Origin of the sequence: Candidatus Pelagibacter giovannonii (assembly GCF_012276695.1) — a bacterium.
In the GTDB taxonomy this organism is placed as follows: Bacteria; Pseudomonadota; Alphaproteobacteria; order Pelagibacterales; family Pelagibacteraceae; genus Pelagibacter; species Pelagibacter giovannonii.
On the sequence record NZ_CP038852.1, the window covers coordinates 983,518 to 996,855 of the forward strand.

Here is a 13,338-nt window from a genome sequence, read left to right on the forward strand (position 1 = left end):
TTAATTTTTGTTGTCTTTTTTTTCCCAATTGGATTCAGCTTTTTTTTCACCTTTTTTAATTGGTTTTATTTCAAGTCTTGGTCTCACTTTTTTAAGCCCTTCAGCAACAATTTTATTTCCTTGTGATAACCCTGAAACTATTTCAATAAATCCATTATCTCTTATTCCAATCACAACTTCAGCTTTGTTAGTAATATTTTTTTCTGAAACTTTATAAACGTAGGTTTTATCACCCTCCATCATCAAGCTAGTGTCAGGTATACCTAGTGAATTCTTTTCATTATACTTAATTGTGATCTCTAAAAGAGATCCTGGTAAAATATCAAAATTATCATTCTGCAACTTTATTCTTGTAGCTAAAGATCTTTTTTCAATATCAATTCTTCCTGATGTAGAGTCTATAATTCCAGTATAAATTTTATCATTATTACCAGAAAATTTCACATCAACATTCAAATTTTCTTTGATGAAACTTGCGTAAAGCTCAGGGATATCAACATCTACATAAATTATTGAAGTATCTTCTAGCTGAATTAAGAGAGAGCTTTCAGATACTTTAATATCATTTGAGAAGTCTCTTTTTGTCACTATTCCATCAAAGGCTGCTATTAGATTTCTAGTCTTTAATTTTGTTATTAAATCACCTTTTTTTAATCTTTTATTAAATTCTATTGGATCAACTATTTCATATTTCTCAATTTTATATGATTTAGTTCTAAATGGGATTGCAGTTCCATAAGTTGAAACTTTTTGAGAGAAATCTTTAGCTTTGACTTCTGTTACTATTATCCCTGGAGGGGGTCTTTTGCTAAATTTTTTCTTAAAATGATTTCCTATCATTGTTCTTCCAACTATTACTATTGTAATAATCAAAAAGAAGACAAGGATTGCAGTTCCAATTTTTGTAGATCTTTTCATATTTTAATTCTTTCCATATTCACTCCATGATCCATCATAAATTGTAGGCATATATTTATTATCTATTAAGGAATAAGCAAGAGCCAAAACTGAAGCTGTAACTCCAGAACCACATGTAAATACTATATTTTTGTCAATTTCATATCCAGTTGATTTAAACTTTTCATGAATTTGTTTTTTACTAATAAATGTGTGATCTTGATTTACAATTTCAGAGAAAGGAAGACAAAAGGAGTTTTTAATAGATCCACTTCTCAGTCCTTTTCTTGGCTCAGGAACCTTACCTTCAAATCTTTCTAAACTTCTTGCGTCGATAATATTAAATTCATTTTCAAAAATATTTTTGTTAACTTGGTTTATATCTTTTACTAATTCTTTTTTTTCATGCACAGTATAGTCAGAAGGACTAATCTTAATTATATCACTAGTGGTTGGTTTGTCTTCTTCAATCCATTTTTTTAAACCACCATCTAATACATGAACTGATTCTGGATTGTGACCAAAATAGATAAAATTATACCAACATCTACATGAACTAATTACATCTGAATTGTCATAGATGACTATCTGATCATCATTTTTAATTCCCATATTAGAAACAATATTTTTCCATGACTTAGCATTTACCAACATGTGAGGTAGGTCTGTATCTTTTTTAGAGTTTTTATCTAAATCAAAAAAAATTGCATTTTTAATATGTTTATTTTTGTATTCAGCAAAACCATTGCGTTCTGTCTGAGGCATGTGCCATGAGCAATCAATAATTTTTACTTTATCTAAATTTTCTTCTAACCAGCCTATATTAACTAAAGACATATTATCTTTTTTCTAAATATCTCTGATGATATTCTTCTGCCGGGCAGTAATTTTTTAATAAGGAAGATTTTGTTACAACCTGTCCAGACAAACTTGAATTCATTTTTTTTAAAACATTTTCAGCAATTTCTTTTTGTCTGTCACTTAAGTAAAAAATTTCACTTCTATATTGTGTCCCAAAATCTGGTCCTTGTGAATTTAAGGTTGTGGGGTCATGAATTTTAAAGAAGAAATCTAAAATCTTTTCATAAGAAATTATTTCAGGATCAAAATCTAATTTGACTACTTCTGCATGATTTGTGTTACCAGTACACACCTCTTTGTAAGTGACTGTTTTACTTTCACCTCCACAATAGCCAACTTCTGTTTTAATAACCCCTTCGAGTTTACTGAATTTGATTTCTGGCCCCCAAAAACACCCCAATCCTAAAACTGCTATTTCCATTGCTTATCCATTTATTTAATCTACAAATTATTATTATGTTAACTAAAAATCAATCAGGCTTTTTGTACATGTTTATGTCAGTATGTGCATTTTCTTTCATGGATTTAATAGTTAAATGGTCTGAGGATTATCCTTTAGGGCAAGTGTTATTCTTTAGAGGTTTTGTTGGTGTAATTATATACTTTTTTATAATGCCCAGAAATAGAATTAAAAACTTTTATTCTACAAAAAGAGCAGGTCTGCATTTTTTAAGATGCTTGTTTGGTTTAATAGCTTTAATTGCAATATTTATTGCATTAAGAAATTTACCATTAGCTACAGTGGTTAGCATTTCCTTTGCTGCACCAATATTTACTACCATTTTTTCAATTTTTTTTTTAAGTGAGAAAGTTGGGTTCTATAGATGGCTTGCTGTATCAATTGGTTTTATAGGAATTATTGTAATAACAGAGCCTGGTTTTGGGGCTCTAAACATATACTATATTTACCCAATTATTTTCTGCTTAGGTTTGTCTTATGTTGCAATTGCAATCAGACAATTATCTACAACAGAGCCTGTTTGGCTCATTGCTCTCAATTTTTCAATTGTTATCACTTTAGCAAGTTTATTTACAATGCCTTTTGGCTGGGTGATGCCGAGTGCTCAAGATTTAATTTTATTATCTATGATTGGATTCTTAGGTGGTTTTGCAAATTTATGGCTTAGTCAATCTTTTAAACTATCTGAAGTCTCTCTAGTATCACCATTAAAATATCTAGCATTAGTTTTTGGAATATTTTTTGGATATTTAATTTGGGATGAGATCCCTACGATAAAAACATTACTTGGTGCATTATTAGTTGTTGCTTCCTCTTTAATTATTCTTAGAAGAGAAATTTACCATAAGAAAGAAATACCATCCACGACTAGACATGAGTGAAAAGCCAAAATATTGGAATACTGCAAAAAAATATTTATCTAATAAAGATAAAGTGATGTCTCTATTAATTGGTAAATATAAATCCCCTTCAGAGGCTGTGCTTACTTCTAGAAAGGATATATTTTTTTCATTGTGTAAAAGTATCATTGGACAACAAATTAGTGTTGCTGCTGCTAATTCTATATTTTCAAAATTTCAAAAAAAATGTAAGAATAAAATAAATGCTAAAACTGTTTCTGCATTATCCACTTCTCAGATAAAAAGTTGCGGATTAACTAAACAAAAAGTTAAAGGAATAAAAAATTTAGCTAAACAAATATTAGATAAATCATTTAACCCTAGATTAATTCCTAAAATGTCAGATGAAGACGCTATTATTTATTTATCTCAATTAAGACAAATTGGAAGATGGTCAGCTGAAATGATTTTATTGTTTACTTATAATCGTTCAAATATTTGGCCTATACAAGATATTGGTCTTTTAAGAGGAATTTCAAAAAATTATAAAAAAAAATATTTACCACCGGAGTCTTATGTAAAATTATTAAACAAAAGGTTTAGTCCATACTGCTCAGTTGCAACTTGGTATCTTTGGAGAAGTATAGACCCAGAGCCTATTCAGTATTAAAACCTTCTACAATTTGTAGGTTTCGTTCAGTAGTATCTTTCGCTATAGCCCAACCATCCTGATACTCTTTAGAATCATGGCATTTTATTGCCTGTTCATGACTTGGAAATTCCCAGATTACAGTTCTTGGGAAAGTTTCACCCTCTAAAATTTCAAATTTTCCACCTCTCACAAGAGGCTTTCCTCCATAACTTTTTATTATTTCGGTAACTTTTGAACCATAATTTTTTAAATTTTCTTGGCTATCTATTCTTTTGTACAAAGCAATCCAGTAGGCTTTCATTATTTCTCCTTTTTAAATAATTTTTTATATGATAATGAATTTTATGGCAGAGAAATTAATTATCACTTTTGATCAGTATACAAAAATTGTAGAAAAACTAGCAATAGAAATTCACAATAGTTATAAGCCAACAGTATTAGTGGGTATTATGAGAGGAGCAGCTCCTATATTGGATATTCTTTCTAGAATTTTAAAATTACCTATAGCTTATATAGTTATTCAAAGTTACTCAGGAAAAGGAATGCAAGATAAACAAGGTCAATTAATGTTTGCAAGGGAAATTAGTTCTTTAGCTGAAAATAAAGATTTTGATAAAGTTTTATTAGTAGATGATTTATCTGATACTGGATTAACTTTAAATAAAAGTATTGAGTGGTTAAAAAATTATGAGCCAACTAAAGATTATATAAATGAAGTTAAAACTGCATGTTTATGGAAAAAAAAATCATCTACATTTGAGCCAGATTTTTGTCCAGTAAAACTAGATTCAGACCCATGGATTGTTCAACCTACTGAACATTATGAAGAGATGTCTATGGAAGAAATAATTAAGAGAAATAAATAGGGCTGGCATAATTCCAGCCCTAAAAATTATATTTTAAGCAACTGCAAAACTAACAACACTTAAGATTGCAATAACCCATATTGCTGGCGAAGTTGAAGAAAACTTACCAGTAAATAATCTAATTAATGCGTATGATACAAATGCTAAAGCAATACCATTACTAATACTATATGTTAACGGCATAGCGATCATTGCAAGAATAGCAGGAGCTGCTTCACCAATATCATCCCATTCAATATCAGTTATGTTTCTAACGAAAAGAACAGAAACAAATACTAAAGCTGCACCATCAATTTGCTTAGGTAAACTTGTTGCTAAAGGAGCAAAGAAAATACAAGCTAAAAATAGTAGACCAATTACTAAAGAGGTCATTCCTGTTTTTCCACCAGCTTTTACACCAGCACCAGATTCAACATAACTTGTTACTGTTGTTGTTCCCATCATTGCACCTGCTACAGTTCCAACACTGTCAGCCATCATCGCTTTTTCAATGTCTTTAACTTTACCATCTTTACCAACCTTGCCAGCAACGTTTGCTACTGAAGTTAATGTTCCTGCAGTATCAAAAAAATCAACAAACAATAATGTAAATACGACAGTTGTCATACCAGCTGTTAATGCAGCTGATAAATCAAAATCAAATAGGTAAGTCATTGGAGGTGGTGAGCTTGCAATTCCATTGAATTTAGCAAGTCCAGTAGCCCATGCAATAATACTGAATAACAAAATACCAATAATGATATTTCCTTTAACTTTCATTTTTTCAAGAACAACCATTAAAATAAATGCAGCACAACCCAATAGAACAAGTGGATCGCTTAAGTCACCTAATTGAACTAATGTTACTGGATTATCAACAACAACTTCCATGATTTGAAGTCCAATTATTGCTAGGAATAGTCCTATACCAGCACCAATTCCTAATTTTAAACTTCTTGGAATTGAATTAATTAACCACGCTCTGATAGGTGTTAATGAAATGATTAAGAACAAAACTCCAGCAACTAGTACAGCTCCTAAAGCCTCTTGAGGCGTATAGCCCATTCCAGCACAAACACCGAATGCAACGAATGCATTAATTCCCATGCCTGGTGCCAATCCAATTGGCCATGTTTTTCCATAAAATGCCATTATGAAACAAGCAAGTGCTGTAGCAACAATTGTTGCCGTGTATACTGCTCCAAATTCAAAGAACCCTTTTTCTGGTCCAGCAAATTCACCCGATAGTATAAATGGATTTAAAAACATAATGTAAGCCATTGTCAAAAATGTTGTTACACCAGCTATTACTTCTGTTTTAAAATCAGTCTTGTGTTTTTTATAGTCGAAATATTTTTCCAACATAGATCCTCCTAATATTATGATGAACTAATATTAGATTAATTAGGAAAATACTCTTAAAAATCTAGGTTTATCAACATATTACAACTTATAAGTTTATATTTAAGTCATATTTTGAGTGTTAACATTGAATATGAAAAAATTAAAATTTATTTTAGTGAGCTTATTTTTTTTAACTCTTGTTGCTGGCTGTCAAACAATTAAGGATAAAACAGATGCAATTGTTGAAAAAGAAAATGCTAAGTTAAGTGAATATATTGGCAAAACTTCAAGTAATTTACAAATGGAATTAGGTAAGCCAGATGAAGATTTTAAAAATAATAAGGGCAATTTAGAACTTATTTATAATACTAAGAAATATGGAATACTTTGTGAAAGAAGATTTGAAGTAGATTCTAATTCTATTGTGATTGGTTTTGTTTCAAATGGTTGTTTCTAAAAATTAAAGATTAAATTTTTTTAGAAATTTTTAATGCAAAAGCATAATCAAGTGCAATTTCTTCTATAGCTCCATCTCTACCAGATTTTCCACCATGACCTGCGTTCATTTCAGTTTTTAAAAGTAATAAATTATTATCAGTTTTATATTCTCTAAGTTTAGCAGTAAATTTTGCTGGCTCATCAAACAATACTCTGTTGTCACTTAAACTTGTTGTGATTAACATATGAGGATAGTCCATTTTTTTTATATTGTTATAGGGAGCATAAGAATAAATATAATCAAAGTGCTCCTTTTTATCTTTTGCATTTCCAAACTCATCAAATTCCCCGATTGTTAAAGGTAGAGAGTGATCTAAATTAGTTGTCAAAGAGTCAACAAACGGTACCGCCATTATAATTCCTAAAAATAATTCAGGGGCCTGATTAACTACGGCACCCATAAGAAGACCACCCGCAGAGCCACCCATGCCTATTATCTTATTTTTTGAAGTATATTTATTCTTAATTAAGTATTTTGCAGAAGCAATATAGTCCTCAAAGGTATTTTTTTTATTAAGCAGTTTTCCTTCTTTCCACCACTTCATACCTCTTTCCATACCACCTCTAATATGAGCTGTAACCCAGATGATATCTCTATTAATTAAACTTAATCTAGTAGTGGAAAAACTAGGGTTCATAGAACTTCCGTATGAGCCATAACCATAAAGTAATAATTGAGCACTTCCATCCAGTTTAGTATTTTTATGTCTTGTAATAGTAAGAGGTACTAATCTGCCATCGTGTGATTTACACTCAACTCTCTCCACAATATAATCATCAGGATTATGACCAGAAGGGATCTCTTGCTCTTTAACTAATTTTTTTTCTTTTGTGCTTAAGTTATAAGAGTAAACCCTAGATTGTGTTTTAGGTGAAGAATAACTTATGTATATCTCATCTGTATTTTTATCTCTTTGCATTAAAGATGCACCAGGAACATAAACGTTTTCATCAGAAAAAATTAGCTCTTCTTCAATTCCAGTTGCAATATTTTTTACAAATAATTTATCTAAAGCATCTGAAGTTTCAGACCTTATGATCCAATTTTTTAAAAAGGTTAGCCCTCCAATTAGAACTTCATCTTTTGCAGCAATAAAGGTTTTCCATTCTGGTTTTTTCAAGCTATCACTAATGTCTATTTTAAAATCCTCAGCATTTTCATTAGTATGATTGTAAAATTTACCATCCCAAGAATTGACCGAATAAAGAATTCCTCTTTGTCTTTTTTTTATTAATTTAGGTTTGGGATCTCTTTCATTAACCTCAAAGTAATATTGTTCAGAAGTATTATGGTCTGAAGAAGTGATAAAGAAATATTTATCATCTGAACTTAAACCGATTCCAACTGTAAAAGCTTCACTTTTTTCTTCAAAAATTAATTGATCTTCGCTAACTTTAGTCCCTAATTTATGTCTATAAATTTTTCTTGGTCTATGATTTTCATCAAGTTTTGAATAAAAAACATGCTGATCATCTAAACTAAAAGTTATACCACCTGATGTTTCTTCTATCTTGTCAGTAACTAATTTTTTTGCATTTATGTCTCTGATATATATTGTGTAATACTCAGAACCTTTTGTATCTAAAGAGTATCCTAAATATTTGTCATTAAAACTAACCTCCAAATCACCAACACCAAAGTATTCTACTTTTAGTTTTTCTTTTTCTTCATCTCCATTCCAAATTTCTTCAATATTATTAGTTCCAATTTTTTTCCTTAGTTTTATGGAATAATTTCCTTTAGCGGTTGTTTTTGACCAATATTCATAATCAAAATCTTTAAAGGGTAGAGATTCGTCATCTAATTTTATTCTTGCTTTGATTTCATCAAATAATTTTTTTTGAATGTTCTTGGTATCTGATAAGTGAAAATCCGTATAAGAATTTTCTTCTTCAAGATATTTTCTAACCTCAGGGTTTAATTTTTTATTATCCTTTAAAACATCTAAGATGTTATCTTGATGTATCCAACTATAATCATCTTCCCAACTAACATTGTGACAAGTTTTTATTTCTGATTTTTTTCTGAGATGTGGTATTTTCATAGATAGAAATTAAATATATGAATATTATCATTTATACACTAGTTTTTTTGGGAATTACTTACTTTTTACTTAAATTAGTAGCCAACACCTCATCTAAAAAAATATCCAAACATTTAAGAAAATTAATTTTCTTAGGCATGATAATCTTGGCAATATTGTTTGTAGTCGCAGGTAAGTTTTTATTAAGTATACCACTAACGTTGCTAAGTTTAGCTTTAGTTAAGCTAAAGGGATTTTCAATATTTCAATTAATTGGATTATTTAGACTCATACAAACACTTAGAAGCTCTGGGAGATTTTCATTTAATCAAAATCAAAATATAAAAAATTCTTCCACAATAACTTTAGAAGAGGCTTATAAGATCTTAAATTTAGATATTAAAAAAAAAATTACCAAAAAAGATGTTCAAAAAGCACATATTAAAATTCAAAAAAAAATACATCCTGATATTTCACCAGAAACAACAAGACTATCAATGATTGTAAATGAAGCAAAGGAAGTAGTTTTAAAAAATATTGTCTAAAATTTATTATTGAGAATTTCTTGATAGACTTTCTCGACAGACACATCGTCTGGGTTTAAATTTGATCCATGGGTTATATTTTCAATTTTAGTATTTTCAGGAAATATTCTCTGATAATTTTTACTATAATCTGTGTATGCTTTAGGTGAGTCTAGGAGTATTACTAAACTTCTTATTCCTGATTGAGCTGTTATATGAGATCCAAATGAATCGTTTCCGACGTACATGTTGGCCGAACATAGAAATGGAATAACTTCTTCTATTTTTTTATTATATAATGAAACATAATTATTATTGTTAATATTATTTGTAATTTCTTCAGACAAACTCTTATCATTTGGCCCACAAAGGATGAAAAAATAATAATTTCCATTATTGTTGAGCCTATTTATTAAGTTGTAAAAGTTTTTAGCTCCCCATTTTGTCGTTGGTCCAGAAGATCCAGCTCCAATAACAATTTTAAATTTTTTATTATCTATGTTGTTGTTAATATTTTCAATTTTTTCTTTATGAATAAAAAAATCAGTTTCTGTGGAAGAGCTATTTATTTCCAAAGATTTTTCAGTAAATTTTTTTGCAGCTTCAACCAAATGTAATTTATTTTTTTTTAACAATGGATAGCAAAAAACTTTTTTAATATTAGATAAAATTGAAGCTAAATATATTCTTAAACTGGGGTAGAAAATGAATATTTGATCAAAGTTAAAAGTATCTAGTAATTTTTTAAGTTTTAGAATATCAATAAAACGCTTGTGATATTTACTAATAAAAATAATTTTTTCAATCAGCGGATCATCTTTCAGGGCTGCTTCTAAATTTCCACATAATGTTATAATTGTAACAGGGCCATATTTTTTTGCTATTTCATGACAATATGCAAGGTGAAGTAAATTTGCACCCAGTCCTTTATAGCTTAGATAAATACAGCTTTTCATATTGATAAATTATTTTTAATTTTTAGTTATTTAAATAATACAAACAATCATTATAATAATTAATATGAAAAAAATTAAAGGTATTTATGCAGCTGGAATGTCAGTTTTTAATGACGATCTAAGCCTAAATATAGTAAAAACAATAAATCACGCCGAAAGAATAATAGATCAGGGCTGTCACGGTGTTGCTATTTTTGGAAGCACTGGGCAAGCACAGCTTATATCTATCAGTGAAAAAATCAGCTTATTAAATGAATTATCAAAAAGCAAATATAGCAAAAAATATTTAATTGGAACTGGGCTTAATTCTTTAAACGAAACTATAAATTTAATGAATGTTGCAAAATCCTTAAATTTTAGTGATTTTCTAATAATGCCACCTGCTTATTATAAGTATGGTGATAGTGAGGTAATAGAATTTTATTCAAGAGTAGTTGACGCTGTACCAGACAGTAGGATCGTTTTATATAACTTTGAAAAGTTATGTGGTTATAAGTTTAGTATTCAATGTGTTGAAGAGCTTGTTAGGAAATTTCCAAAGAATATAGTGGGAGTGAAAGATAGCTCTTATAACTTATATGAAAATTTAAAAATTGATAATTTCTCGGTTATGCCAGGATCAGAGTCAAAACTTTTAAAAGGTCTTGAACTTGGATGTGATGGCATTATTACGGCAACTTGCAATGTAACAGCAGTTTTATCGCGACAGGTTTATGATGACTTTATTGAAAAAAAAGTACAAACAAAAAATGAAATGCTATGCGATGTTAGAAATACTTTTGAAAAGTTTAATCTAATTTCAGGGTTACATTCTTTTATGTCTGATGAAAATAAAATTTACGCAAATGTTCTGCCCCCAGTCAGTATTTTGAATGAAAAAGATAAACTTCTATTAATAGAAGAACTTAATAAACTAAACTTTAAATTAGGATCCTTAAAGGCGGCTTAAATGCAATTAGCAAGATTTTTAAATAACATATTTAAAAATGATGGCTTCATACTAGTTGATGCTAATTCAAAAAATTATATTATAGGTTCTCCTAAAAAAAAAACTCCAATTACACTTAAGATTTTAAACAAGAAACTTCATTATAAATTACTATATCGCCCTGATCTATACTTTGGAGAAGCCTATTCTGATGGAGATATTGTTATTGAAAATGGAACACTCACACAATTTTTAGATTTAGCACTTATGAATATTGGAAGAGGAGAAATAAATTTTTTCAGTCAACTTATAAATAAACTGAGTGGTTCATATAGATATCTCACAAATTTTAATTTCATAAAAAAATCTAAAATGAATGTTTCTCACCATTATGATCTATCAGATGATCTATATGATTTATTTTTAGATAAAAAAAGACAATATTCTTGTGGATATTTTAAAAATAAGAATGATGATCTGGAAAATGCTCAAAATAATAAAATACAGCACATAATTAAAAAATTGAATATACAATCAAATCAAAAAGTTCTTGATATAGGGTGTGGGTGGGGATCATTAGCTATAGATATTGCTAAATCTGCAAAGTGTGAAGTAACAGGAATTACTTTGTCACAGAACCAATTAGACTATTGTCTAAAAAAAGCTAAAGAACTTAATTTAGAGAATCAAGTTACATTTAAGCTTATGGATTATCGAGAATTAGATGAAAAATTCGATAGGATAGTTAGTGTTGGAATGTTCGAACATGTTGGGAGAAAATTTTATAAAAGATTTTTTAAGCAAGTAGAAAAATTACTTAACAATAATGGTATTTCTTTAATACATACTATTGGTTCTGTTAATCCACCAAGAGACCCACATCCGTGGATAACAAAGTATATTTTTCCAGGTGGGTACACACCAAGCTTAAGTGAAGTAACCACGCCAATTGAAAAAGCAGGATTAGTAGTATCTGATATTGAAGTCCTTAAGCTACATTATTCACACACATTAAGACATTGGAAGGAAAACTGCATAAAAAATAAAGAAAAGATTATTAAAATGTATGATGAGAGGTTTTTTAGAATGTGGGAATTTTACCTTGCTGGATGCGAAATTGCTTTTAAATGGGGTGATCAGGTTGTTTATCAATTCCAGCTAACAAAGAGTTATACATCCACACCTATTACAAGAGACTATATTTATCATTAATATGTTGATAAATCATAATCTCTTTAGGTATGAAAAAAATAAAAAAAAAGCCACTTAAAAAAAAGCCACTTAAAAAAAAGACAGCTAAAAAAATACCAGCTAAAAAAATACCAGCTAAAAAAAAGCCACTTAAAAAAAAGCCACTTAAAAAAAAGACAGCTAAAAAAATACCAGCTAAAAAAATACCAGCTAAAAAAAAGCCACTTAAAAAAAAGACAGATAAAAAAATACCAGCTAAAAAAAAGCCACTTAAAAAAAAGACAGATAAAAAAATACCAGCTAAAAAAAAGCCACTTAAAAAAAGTGCAGGCTTAATATCAAAAATAATTGAACTTCAGCATTCTTTAAAACCAGATTTAAATATTAAAGTCAATTTTAGTTTAGAAAAATATATTCAAGCTTTTTTTGATAGTATCGCCAATAGAATAACTGAGTATAAGATATTAAAAATTGAAGAAAAAAGAAGAAGACAACTTGAGGAAATTGAAAAAAAAGAAAAAGAAAAATTACAAATTCAAAAACAAAAAGTAAAAGAAGAAGAGGAGCAAACTAAATTTAAGGAAAAAGCGCTAAAAGAAGAAATTAAACTTGAAAAAGAAAGAGTAAGAGACATAAAATTATTTTTGCGAAAGGAGCAAGCCTTACTTAGAACTGAACATGCTGAAAGACAAAAACAATTTCTTAAACAATTACAATTAGAAAAACAGATACAAAAATTTAGGATAAGAGAGATTAAAGAATTAGAAAAACTTGAAAAGATTTCATTAAAAGAAAAAAGAGATGATTATGCTGGTCTTCAAGCAAGAATAGAAAAGTTAAAAGATAAATATAGAATTATACGAGATCAAAAAATTAGGGAAAGAGTAGAGGCTCTAGGAGTAAAAATTCAAGGTGGTGAAGATAGAGAAACTTTACTTCAAAAAGAGAAAGACTATAAAATTGCAAGACAAAAAATTGAACTTTCTCTTGAAAGTTTTTATAGAAGTGCAAGTAGTTTAGTTTTTCAACTAAATAAAAGACACATTACTAGACATATGTCCATTTTTAGATGTATTGACCAAAGATTTGAAACTGGTGAAATATTTATCAAATGGGATGAAGCACCAGATGAAGAATGGTTACTGTTAATTTACATAAAAAATAACTCTCCTGACGAAGGAATAGTTATTGAAGATAAATCAAACCCCGAAAAAAACTCATCTCATGAATTCAAATCAAATGAAATATTTAAAGCATCAGACCTAATGGTCGACTCGTTAACGCAGTTAATTTCAAGAAAAAGAGCTAAAAAAGATTAA

At 28.9% G+C, this 13,338-nt stretch carries 15 protein-coding genes; 8 read left to right on the forward strand and 7 right to left on the reverse strand.

What is annotated here, in order from left to right; translation table 11 throughout:
• Genes E5R92_RS05410 through msrA form a run of 3 tightly spaced genes read right to left on the reverse strand, consistent with a single transcriptional unit; the run spans position 1 to position 2,179 of the window.
• The gene (locus tag E5R92_RS05410; RefSeq protein WP_168607070.1) at positions 1-918 is read right to left on the reverse strand and encodes an efflux RND transporter periplasmic adaptor subunit; all 918 of its coding nucleotides are present in this window, start codon (positions 916-918) and stop codon (positions 1-3) included.
• Between the two features lie 3 nt (positions 919-921).
• Positions 922-1,734 (reverse strand): sulfurtransferase, encoded by an 813-nt coding sequence (locus E5R92_RS05415; protein ID WP_168607071.1) that lies wholly within the window; start codon positions 1,732-1,734, stop codon positions 922-924.
• A 1-nt stretch (position 1,735) separates the two neighbouring features.
• The gene (gene msrA, locus E5R92_RS05420; protein WP_168607072.1) at positions 1,736-2,179 is read right to left on the reverse strand and encodes a peptide-methionine (S)-S-oxide reductase MsrA; all 444 of its coding nucleotides are present in this window, start codon (positions 2,177-2,179) and stop codon (positions 1,736-1,738) included.
• A 35-nt stretch (positions 2,180-2,214) separates the two neighbouring features.
• On the opposite strand from msrA, the gene E5R92_RS05425 reads away from it, so the two are divergent.
• Both E5R92_RS05425 and E5R92_RS05430 read left to right on the forward strand, forming a co-directional pair.
• Positions 2,215-3,099, forward strand: coding sequence for a DMT family transporter (locus E5R92_RS05425; RefSeq protein ID WP_168607073.1), 885 nt, complete (start codon positions 2,215-2,217; stop codon positions 3,097-3,099).
• A complete protein-coding gene (locus E5R92_RS05430) occupies positions 3,092-3,727 on the forward strand; it encodes a DNA-3-methyladenine glycosylase family protein (protein WP_168607074.1) in 636 nt (211 codons plus the stop codon). Before E5R92_RS05425 ends, E5R92_RS05430 begins: the two co-directional genes overlap by 8 nt.
• Here the strand turns inward: E5R92_RS05430 and E5R92_RS05435 are convergent.
• Complete coding sequence (locus E5R92_RS05435; RefSeq protein WP_168607075.1) at positions 3,714-4,010, reverse strand: DUF1330 domain-containing protein; 297 nt, start codon at positions 4,008-4,010, stop codon at positions 3,714-3,716. The genes E5R92_RS05430 and E5R92_RS05435 overlap by 14 nt on opposite strands.
• A 28-nt stretch (positions 4,011-4,038) precedes the next feature.
• On the opposite strand from E5R92_RS05435, the gene E5R92_RS05440 reads away from it, so the two are divergent.
• On the forward strand, positions 4,039-4,575 hold the full coding sequence (locus E5R92_RS05440; protein ID WP_168607076.1) for a phosphoribosyltransferase: 537 nt from the start codon (positions 4,039-4,041) through the stop codon (positions 4,573-4,575).
• Positions 4,576-4,608: 33 nt separating this feature from the next.
• Here the strand turns inward: E5R92_RS05440 and E5R92_RS05445 are convergent, their stop codons facing one another.
• The gene (locus E5R92_RS05445) at positions 4,609-5,919 is read right to left on the reverse strand and encodes an NCS2 family permease (protein ID WP_168607077.1); all 1,311 of its coding nucleotides are present in this window, start codon (positions 5,917-5,919) and stop codon (positions 4,609-4,611) included.
• A gap of 154 nt (positions 5,920-6,073) precedes the next feature.
• Between E5R92_RS05445 and E5R92_RS05450 the strand changes: the two genes are divergently transcribed.
• Positions 6,074-6,355: a hypothetical protein gene (locus tag E5R92_RS05450; RefSeq protein WP_229704513.1), complete on the forward strand. Its 282-nt coding sequence runs from the start codon at positions 6,074-6,076 to the stop codon at positions 6,353-6,355.
• 10 nt (positions 6,356-6,365) lie between these two features.
• Here E5R92_RS05450 and E5R92_RS05455 read toward each other — a convergent pair whose 3' ends face one another.
• On the reverse strand, positions 6,366-8,441 hold the full coding sequence (locus tag E5R92_RS05455) for a S9 family peptidase (RefSeq protein ID WP_168607079.1): 2,076 nt from the start codon (positions 8,439-8,441) through the stop codon (positions 6,366-6,368).
• Between the two features lie 17 nt (positions 8,442-8,458).
• Between E5R92_RS05455 and E5R92_RS05460 the strand changes: the two genes are divergently transcribed.
• A complete protein-coding gene (locus E5R92_RS05460; protein ID WP_168607080.1) occupies positions 8,459-8,965 on the forward strand; it encodes a J domain-containing protein in 507 nt (168 codons plus the stop codon).
• Here E5R92_RS05460 and E5R92_RS05465 read toward each other — a convergent pair.
• Positions 8,962-9,900 carry a glycosyltransferase family 9 protein gene (locus E5R92_RS05465; protein ID WP_168607081.1) on the reverse strand — a complete coding sequence of 313 codons (939 nt, stop codon included), beginning with the start codon at positions 9,898-9,900 and terminating at the stop codon, positions 8,962-8,964. The genes E5R92_RS05460 and E5R92_RS05465 overlap by 4 nt on opposite strands.
• 64 nt (positions 9,901-9,964) lie before the next feature.
• On the opposite strand from E5R92_RS05465, the gene E5R92_RS05470 reads away from it, so the two are divergent.
• From E5R92_RS05470 to E5R92_RS07495, 3 genes are read left to right on the forward strand one after another with little or no spacing between them, the layout of a single operon-like run.
• Complete coding sequence (locus E5R92_RS05470; RefSeq protein ID WP_168607082.1) at positions 9,965-10,849, forward strand: dihydrodipicolinate synthase family protein; 885 nt, start codon at positions 9,965-9,967, stop codon at positions 10,847-10,849.
• On the forward strand, positions 10,850-12,040 hold the full coding sequence (locus E5R92_RS05475; RefSeq protein ID WP_168607083.1) for an SAM-dependent methyltransferase: 1,191 nt from the start codon (positions 10,850-10,852) through the stop codon (positions 12,038-12,040).
• 29 nt (positions 12,041-12,069) lie between these two features.
• Positions 12,070-13,338, forward strand: a complete 1,269-nt coding sequence (locus tag E5R92_RS07495) for a hypothetical protein (RefSeq protein WP_229704514.1) — start codon at positions 12,070-12,072, stop codon at positions 13,336-13,338.